The organism is Micromonospora sp. NPDC000668 (assembly GCF_042897975.1).
Lineage (GTDB): Bacteria > Actinomycetota > Actinomycetes > Mycobacteriales > Micromonosporaceae > Micromonospora.
Window position 1 is genome coordinate 414,821 of record NZ_JBIAYP010000003.1, and the last position, 15,501, is coordinate 430,321.

Here is a 15,501-nt window from a genome sequence, read left to right on the forward strand (position 1 = left end):
GCCCGCCAACCCGATCAGCGCTTCGGTGGTCTGCCCTCGGCGAGGACGGGACGCAGCGCGGCAACGATGGGGGCATCGGCCGGGAGCCAGGTGACCGAGTCCAGCTCGGCGGCGGAGAGCCAGCGCATGGCCGAGTGCTCCAGCGCCTGCGGCTCGTCGCCGTCCAGCAGGCGGGCGGCGTACACCTTGAGCACCGAGCGGCCGTGGGCCATCCGCACGTCGCGGCCGACCCGGTCGCCGATCTCCACGCGTACGGCCAACTCCTCGGAACACTCCCGGATCAGCGCATCGATCTCGGCCTCCCCCGGCTCGACCTTCCCGCCGGGGAACTCCCACATCCCCGCCACCTCAGGCGGGGCGGAACGCGCACAGGCGAGCACCCGCCCGTCCCGGATGATCGCCGCACCCACGATCACCTTCAGGTCCCGTCGTTCGGCCTGCCCGCCACCATTAGCCCGTTCGGTCCGCACGGGCGTCCAGGGTGCCAGATCAATCGGCGGTTTGGGTACCGTAACCGGCCGCTAGGTCAATAGAACCCGGAAGTGTGGGCGTGGACACCCCTTCCGTGCGACGACAGACTAGAGGGCACCGACAAGACACGGGATGGCGACGATTTGGCCACAAGCCGGCAACGGCGCTTGGGGGGTGCGGTTATGCGCGTGCTGTTCAACAGCCGGGCCAAGCACGATTACCTTTCCGACGCGTTGACCTTGCTATCTGGTTGGACGCGGGAAGGCGAGCAGATCCGGCGGACTCTCGTGATCGACGATACCCAACACGCGGCGCTGACCGAACGGGTGAAGGTCGTCGCCGACGCGCTGCACCTGCGCCCCGAAATCAGCCGCCACGCTGACAGTACCCAGATCCGGGTCGGGCATGGCAACGGGGAGCCGCTGACCGAGGGCGAGGTCCTGCTGGCCGCCCGGATCGAGGACGTCTACCGGACGGTCACCGAGTCCTGAGGTCCCGCTACATCGGTGGGTACCAGCGCAGCTCCACCGAGTTGCCGTCCGGGTCCCGCACGTAGATCGAGGTCGCCGTCCCGCGGGCGCCGAACCGGCTGACCGGGCCGGTCAGCACCGTGAAGATGCCCGACTCGATCACCTGCGCCCAGTCCAGCGGTGCCACCACCAGGCAGAAGTGGTCGACATTCGTGCCCTGCCGGTCGCCGTGGACGAGGTCGATGATGCTTTCCGGGCTGATCCGCACCGACGGGAACGGCACGGCACCGGCTCGCCACTCGTCGACCCGTACCGGCTCCAGCCCGAGCCGGCCGCAGTAGAAGTCCAGTGCCCGCTCCACGTCGGCGACGGTCAGCACCAGATGGTCGAAACCGGTCACGCGTACCGTGCTCACGCCTCCTCCAGCGCGGCCGCCGCGCGGAGCCAGTCGGTGAACAGCGCCGGGTCGATGTCGGCGACGCCGCGCAACTTCACCGCCGCCATCGCCCGTGCGCCGGGCACCAGTCGCCCGGACGGGTCGGTGATCTCCTGCCCCCGCCACAGCCCGAAGGTGACATCCGACCGGTACGCCTTGAGCAGGCAGACCGGGCGCAGGCCCGGCCGGTCGCCCAGGCTCCAGACCGGGTGGCCGTGCCACATCGCGCCGGTCGCCCCGGGCAGCGCGGCGGCGATGACGGGCGTCAGCTTCTCCCCGATCTCGCGCAGCGGGCCGGGCAGGCCGGCCAGGTAGTCGTCGATGCTCATCGCAAAGCCCTTCGGTCGAGTGGTTTCCTTGCCGCGTTCACGATCCGCTGACGGGCGCCGCCGACCAAGAGCCGTTGCCGCTACGATCGTTGCGCACAGGTCAACGGTGGGAGCGGCGTGCTGGAGCGGTACGAGGTCGAGACGTTCCTGACCCTCGCCGAGGAGCTGCACTTCGGTCGGACCGCCGAGCGGCTGCGGGTCAGCACCGGCCGGGTCAGCCACGTGGTCAAGAAGCTGGAACGCCGGATCGGGGCGCCGCTGTTCGCCCGGACCAGTCGGGTCGTCCAGCTCACCCCGATCGGGCGGCAGCTCGCCGACGAGCTGGCCCCGCTGGTGGCCGGGATGGACGAGGCGGTCCGTCGCGCGGTCGACGCCGGGCGGGGCGTCACCGGGACACTGCGGGTGGCGTTCCTGGGCGAGTGGACCGCGCCGGTGCTGCTCCGGGCGGTCGCCCTGTTCACCGAGCGACACCCCGACTGCCGGGTGGAGGTGCACGAGGCGCAGCTGGCCACCACCCGCTCCGGCCTGCTCGACGGCTCCACCGACGTGCTGATCGCCTCGTATCCCTTCGACGGGATGGCCAACGGCCCGGCACTGCTCTCCGAGGACCGGGTGCTGGCGGTGGCCGCGGGCCACCCGCTCACCCGGGAGCGGTCCGTGTCGCTGGAGGTGCTCGCCGACCATCCGGTGGTGCAGTACCCGACGGTGACCTCGGCGGAGTTCAAGCGGGACCGGACCCCGGAGCGCACCCCGTCCGGCCGGCCGGTGCCGAAGGGCCCCACCGGGAACACGTTCTCCGAGATGCTGTCCCTGGTGGCGCTGGGCCGTGGCGTGCTGCCGGTGGGCGAACACACCCGGCGCTACTACCCGCGCCCCGACGTGGCGTACGTGCCGATCCACGACGCGCCGCCGATCGAGCGGGGGCCGATCTGGCTGGCCAGCAACAGCACCGCCCGGGTGCTGGAGTTCGTCAGCGCCGCGACCGAGGCGAACCCCCGATGAGGCACGGCGAGTTCCGCCACCGCCGGCTGGTCCAGGTCTACGACGCCGAATGCCCATGGGGGCCGGACGACGACTTCTTCCGGGCGGTGGTCAACGAGACCCCGGGCGCCCGGGTCCTCGACCTGGGTTGCGGCACCGGCCGGCTGACCGTCGCCCTCGCCGCCGGTGGCCACACCGTCACCGGCGTCGACCCCGCCGGCGCGTCCCTGGCCGCCGCCCGCGCCAAGCCGGGCGGCGAGCGGGTGACCTGGATCGAGGGCACCTCGGCTCTGCTGCCGGACCAGGCGTTCGAGGTGGCGGTGCTGACCAGCCACGTGGCGCAGTTCTTCGTCGACGACGCGGAGTGGGCACGTACCCTCGCGGACCTGCGACGGGCGCTGGTGCCCGGCGGCCGGCTGGTCTTCGACGCCCGGGACCCGGCGGACCGCCGGTGGGAGCATTGGAACCCGGTGGACTCGCAGCGGCGGATCACGCTGCCGGACGGCGGCGAGGTCCGCGCCTGGACCGAGGTCACCGGGGTACGTGACGGCGCGGTCAGCTTTACCCACCACTACCACTTCGCCGACGACGAGGAGCTGCTCAGCTCGGCGACGCTGCGCTTCCGCACCGAGGCGCAGCTACGCGACTCCCTGGGCGCGGCCGGTTTCACCGTGGATCGCATCCACGGCGGCTGGCACCGCGAGCCGGTCGGCCAGGGCGACGGCGAGTTCCTGGTCATCGCCCAGGCCAGCCGGCTGGCACCGGTTGCCTAGCCTGGTTCACATGGCGAACATCGCGTACGACCGCAAGGAGCAGGTCCAGCAGATCGAGAGTGGACTCCTCGACGGTGAGCAGATCATTGCCGTCTACGACGCCGTCGGCACCGGCACCGGGTTCATCGGGCTGACCGATCGGCGCGTGATCATCCAGGACCGTTCCTTCGTCGGGAAGCGGCATGCGATCACCAGCATCCCGTACTCGAAGATCACCAGCGTGAGCGTGGTCAGCAACAAGTCCTGGGGCGGCACGTTCTTCTCCACCGGGGCGATCGCCATCCACGTCGGCACGCACACGTACGAGGTGGAGTTCCGTGGCGCGCAGAAGAGCCACCACGTGCACAACGTGATCCTGCACCACATCTCCTGACCCGGTCCGGCCTGCTGCGGGCCCGGCGGGGGTAAATGCCTTGCCGGGCCCCGGCGACCTCTGGTGTCCTCAGCCGACAGCCGCGCGAAAGGAGCAGCCGCCATGCCCCACTCAACGGAGTCCCCCCGACCGAACGTCATCCGACCTGAGGAATCGAGACTTCGTGAGCAGATCTGCTTCCCTGGCCACGGCGCGGCTGCGCGCCACTGACACCAACCCCGGAGGCCGCTGATGTCGGTCTTCGACGATCCCGGCCTCTTCGGCCGACTGTGGGCCGTCGGCTACGACGACGGACCCAACCCCGACCCGACGCCGGCCGTCGACTTCCTGGCCGACCTGGCCGACGACGGGCCGGTTCTCGAACTGGCGATCGGCACCGGCCGGATCGCCCTGCCGCTGGCCGAGCGCGGCCTCACCGTGCACGGCGTCGAGGCGTCCGAGGAGATGCTGGCGAAACTGCGGGCCAAGCCCGGCGGCGAGCACATCCCGGTGGTGGTCGGCGACATGGCGGACGTGGGCGTACCGGGCCCGTTCCGCCTGGCGTACCTGGTCTACAACACGCTGTTCAACCTGGTCGACGCCGAGCGGCAGGCGGACTGCTTCCGCAACGTCGCCCGGGTGCTGTCGCCCGGCGGCGCGTTCGTCGTCGAGGCGTTCGTGCCCGACCCGCGCAGCTTCGACTCCGACGAGCAGGTGCAGGTCCGCGCCGTGACCGAGGACTCCGCGACGATCCGGCTGCACCGGTACGACCGACCGGCGCAGCGCTTCATCCGGCAGACCATCACGTTCGACGGCGACGGTGTGCACCTGAAGCCCTTCGCCATGCGGTACGCCTGGCCGCACCAGATCGACGCGATGGCGCAGCAGGCCGGGCTCCGGCTCACCGAGCGGTACGCCGACTGGCGCCGGCGACCGTTCGACGCTGACAGCACGGCCCACATCTCCGTCTACCGCGCGGAGTAGCTGCGGTTGGTCGACTCCGGTTCCGGGTCCACACGCAACCGGAGTCGACCTCCGTCCGGGGGAACTGACGTGGGCTTCCGCCCATAGCTGATTCTGCTGGTAGCGACCTTTGTTGATCCGTAGGGTCCGCGCCGGGTCAGCTGGCAGCATGCCATCGGACACCGCCCGTTTCCCGCGCTCCTCGCCCTACTGGCCAGTGGTCAGTCACCCACTGCTCCGGCGGGTCCTGCCCGGGCTGGCGGTGTCCGCCCTGGGCGACGGCATGGCGGTGGTCGCCGTGACCTGGCTCGCCATCCAGCTCGCACCGCAGGACCAGCGCGGCACGTGGATCGCCATCGCGGTGGCGGCGTACGCCCTGCCCAGCGCGGCCGGGACGGTCATCTTCGGTCGGCTGTTGCGCGGGCGTAGCGGCGCCCAGCTCGCCGGCTGGGACGCGATCCTGCGGGCCACGGCACTCGCGGCGATCCCCCTCGCCTACCTCTCCGGCGTGCTCACCATCGGGCTGTACGTGGTCCTGCTGGCCGCGTCGGCGTTGCTGCACTCGTGGGGTTCCGCCGGGCGGTTCACCCTGATCGCCGAACTCCTGCCGCAGCGACACCATTTGCCGGCCAACGCGGTGCTCACCACCATCTCCGGGTTCGCCACCATCGTCGGCCCACCCCTGGCGGGCATCCTGATCGGCTGGGCCGGCGCGGTCTGGGTCATCGCCATCGACGCCGCCACCTTCGCCGTCCTGGCCCTCACGTACCGCCTCGCTCTTCCCGCCGCCGACAGCGCCCACCGATACGAGCGCGGCGCCTCACGGACCGCGGGCTTCGCCGTCATCCGTCACAACCCCGCCCTGCTCGGCCTTCTGGTCCTGAGCTTCGGGTTCTTCTTCCTCGTCGGACCGGTGTACGTGGCCATGCCGATCCACATCACCGATGACCTGCACGCCTCCGCGACGCTGCTCGGCATCTACTACACCGCGTTCGGCATCGGCGGCCTCGTCGGCGGTGTAGTCGCCGGCCATCTGCGCGGCTGGCCCTTGCGGACCACCACCATCGGCATCGTCGTCGGGTTCGGCGTCGCCATGCTGCCCCTCGGCCTGGGCGCACCCGTGGGTCTGTCGCTGCCCGCCTTCGCACTGGCGGGCCTGATCTGGGCGCCGTACATGTCCATGTCGATGGCGCTGTTCCAGCGCAGCACGTCCACCGCACAACTACCGGCGGTGCTGGCGGCGAACGGCGCCGTCCTCGTGCTGGCGGTGCCACTGGGCACCATGCTCGGCGGCCCGCTGGTGGGCGTCATCGGCGCCCGCCCGACGCTGCTGCTCTGTGCGGTGGCGATCGTGGCCCTCGGCCTGATCGCCGGGGGTTTCGCGATCTCGCGACGGAGCGCGCGATCCCCCGGCGATTCAGCCGTCACTGAGATCAGTGCCAGTCGCTGATCCTGACGTCGTCCGGCGCCGGCCTGCCGCGCCCCGTCTCCACCAGTTCCTTGAGACTCATCAGGAACGTCGCCCACTTGGTGCTGCAGTGGTGCATGAACTCGACCGGCTCGCGCCAGCCCTCGTGCGTGAACTGGACGATCGTGTACTCGCCGCGCTGGTCGAGACGCCAGCTGACCTCGGTGCCTATCCATTCCTCGGGACCGTCGACGACTCGCCACCGCACCCGGCCGGTGGGGTCCAGCTCAAGGACCTCCATGTCGAACCCACCGGCGTCGCCGAACCGGAAGGCCAACTGCCCGCCGACCTCGCTCTTGCCCACCGTGTCGGTCGTCCACCAGCCGGCGAGGCCCTCTGGAGTTGCCACCGCTCGGTAGACGTCGTCGAGCGGAGCCACGACGCCGACCCGGTGCAGGATGTCGACCATGTCATTCTCCTTCGTTGTTGGTGCGGTTGCGTTCGATCGCCTCGGCGATCCGCTTGATCCGCCGGAGTCGGGCGTCCCAGGTGGCGCCGACCGCTGACAACTGGGCGACGGCTCGGGCGAGTTGCGCCTCGTCCACCTGGTAGAGGCGCTCGCGGCCGGCCGGCGCCGCGTGAATCAGCCCGACCCGGTCCAGGACGGCCAGGTGCTTCGAGACGGCTTGGCGGGTGACGGGTAGCCGCTTGCTGAGCGACGTGGCTGTGCCTGGTCCGCCGGAAAGAAGAAGGTCGATCATCGTACGTCGGATGGGGTCGCCGATCGCCGACCACAGGTCATCGTCGACGGCCGTGCTCATGAGGTGGCAACCAGCCGCGCAACGTACGTGCCCAGCCTCCGGATGTAGTGGTCCCACCCGGTCTCGTGGTCGCGGTACTGCTCCTCCAGGACAGCGATCTCCCAGCCCATCTCGCGGAACCCGGTCTCGGTCATCCGGACCAGGGTCCCGGCACCGCTCGGCACCAGATCGAAGGTGACGAACAGTGACTGCCCGCTCCGATCCGCGTCCGTGAAGCACCACCGGAAGGAGAATCGCTTCGGGGGGTCGACCTCGACGACGGCGAGTGCGACGGTCGTCGTCTCGCCCGTCTCGCCGTTACGCCACACGAGCTCACCGGGTGCGCCCGCGACCGGCTCGAACCGTGCGTCGTCAGGCCACCATTCCCGCATGTGCTCGGGCTGACTGACGACCTCGAAGACCACCTCAGGTGAGGCGTCGACATGGATATCGCGCTCGATGGATCCCTGTTCCATGCTCACAACCTTTCGCAACCTTTGGTTGCATCAACGTACGACACCCGACTCTCGTTGCGCAACCTTTAGTTGCATGTCGCGTTCCCGTCGTACCCGGGGCGCACAATGCGGCGCATGTCTGAAAACTCTCCGCACCGGCACCACGCCATCGACTACGTGGAGCTGACGGTGACTGACCTCGCCCAGGCCAAGCGCTTCTACGCCGATGCGTTCGGCTGGCAGTTCAACGACTACGGACCGGAGTACGCCGGCATTCGCAGCCCGCTCGGCGACCCCGCACCCGAGGTGGGTGGTCTGCGCGTCGACCAGGAAGTCCGGGCAGGCGGCCCGCTCGTGCTGCTCTACTCGGCCGACCTCGACCGGTCCGTGCAGGCGGTGAAGGACGCCGGCGGCCAGGTGGTGAACGGGCCGTACGAGTTCCCCGGTGGCCGCCGATTCCACTTCACCGACCCCAGCGGCAACGAGCTGGGCGCCTGGGCCGAGCTGTAGCCGCGAGACTCGGCACGTGGGCAGTCGCAGTACCAGCCCAGTTCGTCGGACGGGATCCGGTCGCCGCCGCACGTGTGCGGAAGCGGAAGGATCGGGTCGGCGCAGCCGAGGCACTTCGACGGACGCGCGTGAGGGGCCGGCCCCGAGCTGGCAGCCGACCCCTCGTACGTCATGGCCGATCAGAAATCCTGACCGTCAACACCGGCCCGTGGGAGCTGATCTCCCAGGACGCCTGGACGTCCAAGGCGACGCTCGATTGATACAACGCCCCGTCGGGTAGCTCCCGCCTTCAGCCGTTGCTTGGCCCGACCGATCGGATCCGATTTATCTCTCGGCTGACCCACGGGCACCGCCACGGTGGCGTGGAGGTCCTACCGGGCGATGAGGTCGAACTGACGCGGCCCTAACCTCACTGCTGGTCGAGCAGGAACGGCACGTCCGGGCAGGTCAGGCAGGCGAAGATGCGCAGCGCGCCGTGCCGGCCGACGACCACCCCGGTCGGCTCGTACGAATCGTCGTCCGGCTCGCCGTCCGCCCGCGTCGGCTGCCACCGCTCGGTGCCCCGCTCGGAGGAGTCGATGACCAGGGTCAACGTCGTGGGACCGGCACAGCGGGGGCACGGCGTGGGGCCCAGGTCCGTGAGGCTCCAGTTGGCGTACCCGCCGACCTTCCACCCGGGCGCCATGAAGGTGTCGACGTACTCCTCGTCCTCGTCCTCGTCGACCAGCCGCCGCAGGTCCTCCGGCAGTTCCTCCGGGTACGGGTACTCGACGACCTGCTCCGGGTGCAGCCGGCACGGCCGGGGCACGTACCCGTCGGTGCCGACCTCGCCGCGCGGCGGCTCCGCGAGGAGGTCGGTCAGCTCCGCCTCCCGCCGCCAGCGCAGCTTCACCGTCGGCCCCCACGGGCCCTCGGAGTGTTCGAACGGGCACCACAACACCTGCAACAGGTCTGCCCCACCGGGGCGAGGTAGGTCGGGTACGTCCTCGGCGCGCAGTTGCGCCAGCGCGACCATCGGGTTGGACGCGGGGTGTTCTCGCGGCACGTACCGGTAGCCGACGACCGGGCCGCCGTCGCGCGAGCCCCAGCCGACGAAACCCGGGCCGACCAGGGCGGCCAACTCCTGGTGCAGATCGAGCTCGCCCTCGGCAAGGACGTGTGACTGCCTGCGCCCGCGCTCCGCCGTCCGCATCCGGGTCGCCAGCTCTGCCGGGATCGGCACCTCCTCGTGGACCATGTGCGGCACGTCGCAGGTGGGCCAGGGTTCGTCGGCCGGCCAGCGCAGCGGCCCGCCGACGTGGCTGTCGGCGGCCGTGACCGCCCCGGGACGCGGGTGCAGCCGGGTCGTCGTGCGGCCGAGCTTCTCCAGGCCGGGATAGCGGGCGAGCGCCTCGGGCGGCAGGGGCGGCGTGATCATGGCGAGATCGTAGGCGGCCGGCGGGCGGCCCGACCCGCAGGACCAGGTGGTGGTCCCGCTACCGTCCGAACCATGACGGTCGCCCGCTCGATCCTGTTGTTCCTGCTCGCCGCGCTGTTCGAGATCGGCGGGGCCTGGCTCGTGTGGCAGGGCTGGCGCGAGAACCGGGGCCTGCTGTGGGTGGCGGCCGGGGTCATCGCCCTCGGGTTCTACGGCTTCGTCGCCACCTTCCAACCCGACCCGAACTTCGGCCGCATCCTGGCCGCGTACGGCGGTGTCTTCGTCGCCGGTTCCCTGGCCTGGGCCATGATCGTCGACAAGTTCCGCCCCGACCGCTACGACGTCGTCGGCGCGGCCATCTGCCTGGTCGGGGTCGCCATCATCATGTACGCCCCGCGCAACGGCTGAACCCGCCCCTCGGCCGATCCCGGCCTGGTCGGAACCGCGCCGGGACGCCGACCAGCCCTCGCCCGCCCGGCCCGCCGCGCCACCGTCACGCGGTTGCCTGCGCGATCGCGCGGCCGGCCTGGCGGCCGGAGAAGATGCAGCCGCCGAGGAAGGTGCCCTCCAGGGAGCGGTAGCCGTGCACGCCGCCCCCGCCGAATCCGCTCGCCTCACCGGCGGCATACAGGCCGGGGATCGGGGTCGCGTCGGAGTTGAGCACCCGTCCCGACAGGTCGGTCTGCAGGCCGCCGAGGGTCTTGCGGGTGATCACGTGCAGCCGGACCGCGATGAGTGGGCCGGCCTTCGGGTCGAGGATCTTGTGCGGGGTGGCCGTACGGACCAGCTTGTCGCCGCGGTACCGGCGGGCGTTGTGGATGGCGGAGATCTGGCCGTCCTTGGTGAAGGCGTTGTCCAGTTCCCGGTCGCGGGCGACGACCTCACGTCGGATGTCCTCGACGTCGAGCAGGGGCGTGCCGGTCAGCGCGTTCATACCGGCGACGAGTTCGTCGAGGGTGTGGGCGACGACGAAGTCCTCGCCGTGCTGCTTGAACGCCTCGACGGGTGCGGGTGCGCCGGGGCGGATGCGGCCGAGGGTCTGCCGGACCGACTTGTTGGTGAGGTCGGGGTTCTGTTCGGAGCCGGAGAGCGCGAACTCCTTCTCGATGATCTTCTGGGTGAGTACGAACCAGCTGTGGTCGTGCCCGGTGGTCCGCAGGTGCGCCAGCGTGCCAAGGGTGTCGAAGCCGGGGTAGAGCGGTCCGGGCAGCCGCTTGCCGGTGGCGTCGAACCACATCGAGGAGGGCCCGGGCAGGATTCGAATGCCGTGGCCGGCCCAGATCGGGTTCCAGTTCTGCACGCCCTCGACGTAGTGCCACATCCGGTCGGGGTTGATGACGGTGCCGCCAGCGTCCTGGGTGATCCGCAGCATCCGCCCGTCCACGTGGGCGGGGACACCGGTGATCATGCGCTCGGGTGCGGTACCGAGCCGGGCCGGCCAGTTCCTCCGGACCAGGTCGTGGTCGGCACCGATACCGCCGGAGGCCACCAGGACGGCCTGGGCGGTCAGCTCGAAGTCACCGACCACCGTGCGGCTGCTGGCCACCCCGCGAGCGGAGTCGCTCGGCTCCAGGACAGCACCCCGTACGCCGGTCACGACACCGTCGGTCACGACAAGCTCGTCGACCCGGTGCCGGAACGCGAGGGTGACCAGTCCCTTCGCGGCGGCGTCACGGACCCGGCTGGCGAACGGCGCGACGACAGCGGGTCCGGTGCCCCAGGTGACGTGGAAACGCGGGACCGAGTTGCCGTGCCCGATGGCCCCGTACCCGCCGCGCTCGGCCCAGCCGACCACCGGGAAGAACCGTACGCCCCGGGCGTGCAGCCAGGACCGTTTCTCCCCGGCGGCGAAGTCCACGTACGCCTCGGCCCACCTGCGCGGCCACTCGTCCTCGGGCCGGTCGAACCCGGCCGTGCCGAGCCAGTCCTGCAGGGCGAGCTCGTGCGAGTCCCGGATCCCCATCCGGCGCTGCTCCGGCGAGTCGACCAGGAACAGGCCGCCGAAGGACCAGAACGCCTGCCCACCCAGATTCGTCTCGGGCTCCTGGTCGAGCAGGATCACCCGGCGGCCCGCCTCCGCGAGTTCGGCGGCGGCGACCAGACCGGCCAACCCGGCCCCGACAACGATGACGTCTGCGTCCATGACAGGCACTCTCCCCACCGGCGTATCCGCTGACGATCAAACCGCAGCGGTTGAGGGTCCACCTTGTCACTGCGTGATAAAACAGCGGCGTCCGGCACTCCTTGCTCGACATCGCCCGGAGCCTGGGCCAGGTCGGCGACCGCGACCGTACGCCGACCGGCCGACCACCCGTCAGAAGGTAGCCACCCCATGCGCATGAAGCTCGGCCGGCCCGACATGGGCGCGTACGCCGACCGGTTCGACGTCCCACCCGCTGCGGAGGGCTTCAACGTCACGTTTCTCGGCGTCTCCAGCCTGCTCTTCGACGACGGCGACACGGCGGTGCTGACCGACGGGTTCTTCTCCCGGCCGTCCCTGCTCAGGGTCGCCCTCGGCAGGCTCACACCCGACGACGCGCACATCAGCTCGGCGCTCACCCGGCTGGGACTGGGCCACAGGGGCCGCCGGCTGGCCGCCGTGATCCCCGTACACACCCACTTCGATCACGGCATGGACTCCGCGACCGTCGCCCTGCGTACCGGCGCGGTGCTCGCCGGCGGCCACTCCGCGGCCAACGTCGGCCGAGGGGCCGGCCTCACCGACGACCGCATCCACGTCGTCACGCCCCACGAGCCGATGTCCCTGGGAGCCTTCACCCTCACGTTCGTCGAGTCCGAACACTGCCCACCGGACCGCTTCCCCGGCACCATCACCGAACCCGTGGTGCCCCCGGCCAGGGCGTCCGCCTACCGGTGCGGTGAAGCCTGGTCGGTGCTCGTCGCGCACGAGAGCGGCCGGACCGCCCTGATCCAGGGCAGCGCGGGCCACCGGCCGGGAGCGCTCGACGGGCGTCGGGCCGACGTCGTCTACCTGGGCATCGGCCAGCTCGGCGTGCAGGACGAGGACTACATTCGCGCGTACTGGGCGCAGACCGTACGGGCCGTCGGAGCCCGTCGCGTGGTCCTCGTCCACTGGGACGACTTCTTCCGCCCGCTCGACCGGCCGCTGCGCGCCCTGCCGTACGCGGGCGACGACCTCGACGTCACCATGGGGGTCCTCACCCGACTGGCTCACGACGAGCAGGTCGCTCTGCACCTGCCGACCCTGTGGCGTCGGGAGGATCCCTGGGCGGGGCTGCGGTGACCCGTCCTGCAAGATTCAGACGTTGAAGCGGAACTTAGATCGGCTGTCCCGCCACCAGCGGGAACGCGGCCTGACGCCGTTCTGGGATTCGTGCCACGGGAACGATCACCCGCTCAGGGTCAGCCGGCGCTCGTCCGAGCACCCGCACGTCAGCCTGCTCAGCGGCTGTTTCGTCGGCCAGGATAGAGAAGAGGAGTTCGCCGTCGGTCCTGCTGTCGCGCCGGTTGATCGTTGTGTTGATCGTCAACGTCGAGGCCTCTTCGTTCCTCAAATGCCCGGGGCCGCTTGACGCAGGGCCACGGCCTGGCTGACCGCAAACGCTGCGACCTCGACGGCCACCGCGGCGAGCAGCACCGTAAACGCGCCATCCCACGGCCGAACCGCCGCGAACACCGCGATCAGCGTGGCCGCGACGACGTTGGCGATGAGTACCCCCACCAGCCACGGTCGGAGCCGGGGACGCCCGGCGACGCGGTGCAGCGCGAACGCCCAACCGCCGATACCGACCGCGACCGCGATGGTCAACGCGGGCGGCACGGCCAACCGCTCCGACACCGAATCCACCAACAGGGCCAGCGACACCGCCGCCACCGCGCAGTAGATCGCGTCGAGCTGCAACGAAAGCCATCCTGGGTGCCGTGTACGCATGACAGCGACAGTAACCGCGAATCCGCCACTCTGGACCACCATGTCGAGCAGGAACACAGGCAGCACCGCCGCGATGCCCGCCCGCAATTACGCCATGGTGATCGTGCAAGCAGGCCTCGGGCTTCGCCTCGGCGAGCTGCTCGCACTGCGCGTTGACCTGCGTAAACAGGACAGATTCAGACGTTGAAGCGGAACATAGAGCCGCTGTCCCGCCACCAGCGTGAACGGCCGGCGACACCTGCTCGCACGGCGTCTCGGGCTGCCATCGTTGGTGGCTGATTGACGACGTTTGACAGCGTCTTGTGCCCCCTGTGTGCCCCACACTGCCCGGAGCGAGCGGGCCGCCGTTCCGACCTACTCATTACGAGTCGGTGGCCGGCGCTGGTCCACCGCTTGGTCCTCGTGCCCGACACGGTGCCCCGGTTCGCGATCGTCCGCTCATGCTCGCCGGTTTGGCTGCTCGTTTGGCTGCCCGGCGGGACCCTGACGCCTCGCTTACAAGTCCTGGGCCGGTCGTCCGGTTGCTCACGCGCGTTAATGTGTCCCGTGATCGTATGGCTCAACGGCACCCACGGCGCGGGCAAGACGACGACCAGCTCGCTCGTGCAGCAACTGATCCCCGATTCACAGGTATTCGACGCCGAGAAGGTCGGCGAGACGCTCATGAACATCACGCCGGGACTGCCCGAGACTGACAACTTCCAGCACTGGCCGCCGTGGCGGCAACTCGTCGTCGAGACCGCCCGCCGCGTGCTCGACTACACCGGCGGCACTCTGGTGATACCCATGACTGTCCTGGTCGAGCAGTACTGGCGCGAAATCAGTACGGGCCTCGCTCAACATGCCATCCCGGTAAGGCACTTCGTCCTTCACGCTGACGAAGACACCCTCCGCGGGCGTATCGAGGGAGAACACCCCGTTCCGTCGCCGTTCCGTCTCAAGTACCTCGAGCCCTACGCCGAGGCGGCCCGCACGTGGCTGCATGCCGAGGCCGAGGTCGTCGACACCACGCACCTGACTCCCGCCCAAGCCGCCGTGCAGATCGTCCTCCGAGCTACCGACGGAAGCTCAGGCGCCTAACCTCAGCTTGGGAATCGAGTTGAGTCGCGGTCCCTGGTCCTGGTGCCAGCTGGTCATGGACGCCTGGGCGACCCGGCCCAGCGCTGCGGCGGACCTCCGCTGGCCGATGTTGACCGCTGTATCGGGCACGGATCGGGCACGGACTCAAGTGAGGCTGAGGCTTGAACCCCTAACCCACGCCTGCGCGCCGCACCCGAACAACGTGGTGCGCCACCCAGGCGTGCGGCGTAGAGGTTCGCTAGCCAGCGCCGGTCGTCGATACCGGCTGGGCGGCATGCTGCTCGCCGTCCGGAGGTCGGCGGCAACTCCTTCCTAGTTGGCTCCCGCGTAGGTGGCGACCAGCATCCAGACCGCGAGTACGCCGACCACGACCAAGGCGATCCGCGTCGACTTGATGCGGACCTCGAAAGAGGTGTTCTTCGAAATCTCCGGCCAACCGATGACGGTGACGCCCTTCAACAGCGTCAACCACCCGAAGATGGTGATGAGCACATGCCAGTTCAACACCCAGATGTTGTGCAGGATGACCGACGCGAGCCCGAGCAGTAGTGACAGCAGGCCGTAGATCAGAGCGAAGGCGCGCACTTCGACCATCAGCCTTTTCAGGTCGACCAGGACGTTGGGTCGTATGAACAGGATGGTGGCGAAGACTACGGTCAGCCAGCCCCAGAAAAGCGCGAAAAAGGTAGCGGCATCCATGGCGGAGCGTCCTTTCAGGATCTGTCGTGGTCAAACCTGGGTAGTGGCCAGGATGAGTTCGGCAAGGAGCGGAACGAATGAAATGCACGGCCGAGTCAGGCGGCGTATCCAACCGCCAAGGTGACCACGACCGGTGCCAGATACAGCAGGGGGAAGGCGACGGTCTTGTACGAGCGTGCCCGCAGCACAGTGATGACCGCGCCGACGAAGTACAACACCAGGCAGGTCCCGGCCAGCACGCCGATGGCCGGAACGGCCAGGCCGACCAGGAGCCCCACCGCACCGGCCGCCTTGGCCGCGCCCAGCCAGGTCCACCACGAGCGGGGGACACCGTATTCGGTCAACGGCTGCACCACGAACGGCGCCCGGCGCAGCAGCGAAAAGCCGGAAAAGCCAACCCAGGCGGCGGTCAGCAGGGTAACGATCATGTAGGCGGTGGACACC

22 protein-coding genes are annotated in these 15,501 nt (G+C 69.9%); 10 read left to right on the forward strand and 12 right to left on the reverse strand.

Going from position 1 to position 15,501, the window contains the following annotated elements:
• Positions 1-14: 14 nt before the first annotated feature.
• A complete protein-coding gene (locus ACFY29_RS18105) occupies positions 15-470 on the reverse strand; it encodes a (deoxy)nucleoside triphosphate pyrophosphohydrolase (protein WP_328420173.1) in 456 nt (151 codons plus the stop codon).
• A 183-nt stretch (positions 471-653) separates the two neighbouring features.
• Between ACFY29_RS18105 and ACFY29_RS18110 the strand changes: the two genes are divergently transcribed.
• Positions 654-962: a 4a-hydroxytetrahydrobiopterin dehydratase gene (locus ACFY29_RS18110; RefSeq protein ID WP_328420175.1), complete on the forward strand. Its 309-nt coding sequence runs from the start codon at positions 654-656 to the stop codon at positions 960-962.
• Between the two features lie 7 nt (positions 963-969).
• Here the strand turns inward: ACFY29_RS18110 and ACFY29_RS18115 are convergent, their stop codons facing one another.
• Together ACFY29_RS18115 and ACFY29_RS18120 are read right to left on the reverse strand one after the other, a co-directional pair.
• Positions 970-1,356 (reverse strand): VOC family protein, encoded by a 387-nt coding sequence (locus ACFY29_RS18115; protein WP_386987497.1) that lies wholly within the window; start codon positions 1,354-1,356, stop codon positions 970-972.
• Positions 1,353-1,706 carry a DUF1801 domain-containing protein gene (locus tag ACFY29_RS18120; RefSeq protein ID WP_386987499.1) on the reverse strand — a complete coding sequence of 118 codons (354 nt, stop codon included), beginning with the start codon at positions 1,704-1,706 and terminating at the stop codon, positions 1,353-1,355. The genes ACFY29_RS18115 and ACFY29_RS18120 overlap by 4 nt, the downstream gene beginning before the upstream one ends.
• Before the next feature lie 117 nt (positions 1,707-1,823).
• On the opposite strand from ACFY29_RS18120, the gene ACFY29_RS18125 reads away from it, so the two are divergent.
• The 5 genes from ACFY29_RS18125 to ACFY29_RS18145 all read left to right on the forward strand — a co-directional run bounded on the left by ACFY29_RS18125 (position 1,824) and on the right by ACFY29_RS18145 (position 6,225).
• Positions 1,824-2,708 (forward strand): LysR family transcriptional regulator, encoded by an 885-nt coding sequence (locus ACFY29_RS18125; protein ID WP_386987502.1) that lies wholly within the window; start codon positions 1,824-1,826, stop codon positions 2,706-2,708.
• Positions 2,705-3,460 carry a class I SAM-dependent methyltransferase gene (locus ACFY29_RS18130; RefSeq protein ID WP_386987504.1) on the forward strand — a complete coding sequence of 252 codons (756 nt, stop codon included), beginning with the start codon at positions 2,705-2,707 and terminating at the stop codon, positions 3,458-3,460. The genes ACFY29_RS18125 and ACFY29_RS18130 overlap by 4 nt, the downstream gene beginning before the upstream one ends.
• Positions 3,461-3,470: 10 nt before the next feature.
• The gene (locus ACFY29_RS18135; protein ID WP_007464929.1) at positions 3,471-3,833 is read left to right on the forward strand and encodes a PH domain-containing protein; all 363 of its coding nucleotides are present in this window, start codon (positions 3,471-3,473) and stop codon (positions 3,831-3,833) included.
• 231 nt (positions 3,834-4,064) lie between these two features.
• Positions 4,065-4,796, forward strand: coding sequence for a class I SAM-dependent methyltransferase (locus tag ACFY29_RS18140; RefSeq protein WP_386987507.1), 732 nt, complete (start codon positions 4,065-4,067; stop codon positions 4,794-4,796).
• A gap of 148 nt (positions 4,797-4,944) precedes the next feature.
• Positions 4,945-6,225 (forward strand): MFS transporter, encoded by a 1,281-nt coding sequence (locus ACFY29_RS18145; protein WP_386987510.1) that lies wholly within the window; start codon positions 4,945-4,947, stop codon positions 6,223-6,225.
• Here ACFY29_RS18145 and ACFY29_RS18150 read toward each other — a convergent pair.
• Genes ACFY29_RS18150 through ACFY29_RS18160 form a run of 3 tightly spaced genes read right to left on the reverse strand, consistent with a single transcriptional unit; the run spans position 6,209 to position 7,459 of the window.
• Positions 6,209-6,652, reverse strand: coding sequence for an SRPBCC domain-containing protein (locus ACFY29_RS18150; RefSeq protein ID WP_328420189.1), 444 nt, complete (start codon positions 6,650-6,652; stop codon positions 6,209-6,211). The two genes, ACFY29_RS18145 and ACFY29_RS18150, sit on opposite strands and share 17 nt — an antisense overlap.
• Position 6,653: 1 nt before the next feature.
• The gene (locus ACFY29_RS18155) at positions 6,654-7,004 is read right to left on the reverse strand and encodes a metalloregulator ArsR/SmtB family transcription factor (protein ID WP_328420190.1); all 351 of its coding nucleotides are present in this window, start codon (positions 7,002-7,004) and stop codon (positions 6,654-6,656) included.
• Positions 7,001-7,459, reverse strand: coding sequence for an SRPBCC domain-containing protein (locus tag ACFY29_RS18160; RefSeq protein WP_386987515.1), 459 nt, complete (start codon positions 7,457-7,459; stop codon positions 7,001-7,003). Before ACFY29_RS18160 ends, ACFY29_RS18155 begins: the two co-directional genes overlap by 4 nt.
• A 114-nt stretch (positions 7,460-7,573) precedes the next feature.
• On the opposite strand from ACFY29_RS18160, the gene ACFY29_RS18165 reads away from it, so the two are divergent.
• A complete protein-coding gene (locus ACFY29_RS18165) occupies positions 7,574-7,948 on the forward strand; it encodes a VOC family protein (protein ID WP_328420194.1) in 375 nt (124 codons plus the stop codon).
• 409 nt (positions 7,949-8,357) lie between these two features.
• Here the strand turns inward: ACFY29_RS18165 and ACFY29_RS18170 are convergent, their stop codons facing one another.
• Positions 8,358-9,365: a hypothetical protein gene (locus tag ACFY29_RS18170; RefSeq protein WP_386987518.1), complete on the reverse strand. Its 1,008-nt coding sequence runs from the start codon at positions 9,363-9,365 to the stop codon at positions 8,358-8,360.
• Positions 9,366-9,437: 72 nt separating this feature from the next.
• On the opposite strand from ACFY29_RS18170, the gene ACFY29_RS18175 reads away from it, so the two are divergent.
• The gene (locus ACFY29_RS18175; RefSeq protein WP_386987521.1) at positions 9,438-9,773 is read left to right on the forward strand and encodes a YnfA family protein; all 336 of its coding nucleotides are present in this window, start codon (positions 9,438-9,440) and stop codon (positions 9,771-9,773) included.
• 85 nt (positions 9,774-9,858) lie between these two features.
• On the opposite strand, the gene ACFY29_RS18180 is transcribed toward ACFY29_RS18175, so the two are convergent.
• Positions 9,859-11,508, reverse strand: a complete 1,650-nt coding sequence (locus ACFY29_RS18180; protein WP_386987524.1) for an FAD-binding dehydrogenase — start codon at positions 11,506-11,508, stop codon at positions 9,859-9,861.
• Between the two features lie 189 nt (positions 11,509-11,697).
• Here ACFY29_RS18180 and ACFY29_RS18185 point away from each other — a divergent pair, with 189 nt between their 5' ends.
• Entirely contained in the window at positions 11,698-12,630 is a 933-nt protein-coding gene (locus tag ACFY29_RS18185; RefSeq protein WP_386987526.1) for an MBL fold metallo-hydrolase, read from the forward strand.
• Positions 12,631-12,664: 34 nt separating this feature from the next.
• Here ACFY29_RS18185 and ACFY29_RS18190 read toward each other — a convergent pair whose 3' ends face one another.
• Together ACFY29_RS18190 and ACFY29_RS18195 are read right to left on the reverse strand one after the other, a co-directional pair.
• The gene (locus ACFY29_RS18190) at positions 12,665-12,877 is read right to left on the reverse strand and encodes a hypothetical protein (protein WP_386987529.1); all 213 of its coding nucleotides are present in this window, start codon (positions 12,875-12,877) and stop codon (positions 12,665-12,667) included.
• Between the two features lie 20 nt (positions 12,878-12,897).
• Positions 12,898-13,365, reverse strand: coding sequence for a hypothetical protein (locus tag ACFY29_RS18195; RefSeq protein ID WP_386987532.1), 468 nt, complete (start codon positions 13,363-13,365; stop codon positions 12,898-12,900).
• A gap of 459 nt (positions 13,366-13,824) precedes the next feature.
• Between ACFY29_RS18195 and ACFY29_RS18200 the strand changes: the two genes are divergently transcribed.
• Positions 13,825-14,358 carry an AAA family ATPase gene (locus tag ACFY29_RS18200; RefSeq protein WP_386987534.1) on the forward strand — a complete coding sequence of 178 codons (534 nt, stop codon included), beginning with the start codon at positions 13,825-13,827 and terminating at the stop codon, positions 14,356-14,358.
• Positions 14,359-14,670: 312 nt separating this feature from the next.
• On the opposite strand, the gene ACFY29_RS18205 is transcribed toward ACFY29_RS18200, so the two are convergent.
• Both ACFY29_RS18205 and ACFY29_RS18210 read right to left on the reverse strand, forming a co-directional pair.
• Positions 14,671-15,057, reverse strand: coding sequence for a hypothetical protein (locus ACFY29_RS18205; RefSeq protein WP_386987537.1), 387 nt, complete (start codon positions 15,055-15,057; stop codon positions 14,671-14,673).
• A gap of 95 nt (positions 15,058-15,152) precedes the next feature.
• Positions 15,153-15,500, reverse strand: a complete 348-nt coding sequence (locus tag ACFY29_RS18210) for a DoxX family protein (RefSeq protein WP_386987540.1) — start codon at positions 15,498-15,500, stop codon at positions 15,153-15,155.
• Between the last annotated feature and the right edge of the window lies 1 nt (position 15,501).

Coding starts and splice junctions, on each gene's coding strand:
- ACFY29_RS18110 (WP_328420175.1), top strand. CDS start 654: ATGCGCGTGCTGTTCAACAGCCGGGCCAAGCACGATTACCTTTCCGAC.
- ACFY29_RS18120 (WP_386987499.1), bottom strand. CDS start 1,706: ATGAGCATCGACGACTACCTGGCCGGCCTGCCCGGCCCGCTGCGCGAG.
- ACFY29_RS18130 (WP_386987504.1), top strand. CDS start 2,705: ATGAGGCACGGCGAGTTCCGCCACCGCCGGCTGGTCCAGGTCTACGAC.
- ACFY29_RS18135 (WP_007464929.1), top strand. CDS start 3,471: ATGGCGAACATCGCGTACGACCGCAAGGAGCAGGTCCAGCAGATCGAG.
- ACFY29_RS18140 (WP_386987507.1), top strand. CDS start 4,065: ATGTCGGTCTTCGACGATCCCGGCCTCTTCGGCCGACTGTGGGCCGTC.
- ACFY29_RS18145 (WP_386987510.1), top strand. CDS start 4,945: ATGCCATCGGACACCGCCCGTTTCCCGCGCTCCTCGCCCTACTGGCCA.
- ACFY29_RS18150 (WP_328420189.1), bottom strand. CDS start 6,652: ATGGTCGACATCCTGCACCGGGTCGGCGTCGTGGCTCCGCTCGACGAC.
- ACFY29_RS18155 (WP_328420190.1), bottom strand. CDS start 7,004: ATGAGCACGGCCGTCGACGATGACCTGTGGTCGGCGATCGGCGACCCC.
- ACFY29_RS18160 (WP_386987515.1), bottom strand. CDS start 7,459: ATGGAACAGGGATCCATCGAGCGCGATATCCATGTCGACGCCTCACCT.
- ACFY29_RS18165 (WP_328420194.1), top strand. CDS start 7,574: ATGTCTGAAAACTCTCCGCACCGGCACCACGCCATCGACTACGTGGAG.
- ACFY29_RS18170 (WP_386987518.1), bottom strand. CDS start 9,365: ATGATCACGCCGCCCCTGCCGCCCGAGGCGCTCGCCCGCTATCCCGGC.
- ACFY29_RS18175 (WP_386987521.1), top strand. CDS start 9,438: ATGACGGTCGCCCGCTCGATCCTGTTGTTCCTGCTCGCCGCGCTGTTC.
- ACFY29_RS18180 (WP_386987524.1), bottom strand. CDS start 11,508: ATGGACGCAGACGTCATCGTTGTCGGGGCCGGGTTGGCCGGTCTGGTC.
- ACFY29_RS18185 (WP_386987526.1), top strand. CDS start 11,698: ATGCGCATGAAGCTCGGCCGGCCCGACATGGGCGCGTACGCCGACCGG.
- ACFY29_RS18205 (WP_386987537.1), bottom strand. CDS start 15,057: ATGGATGCCGCTACCTTTTTCGCGCTTTTCTGGGGCTGGCTGACCGTA.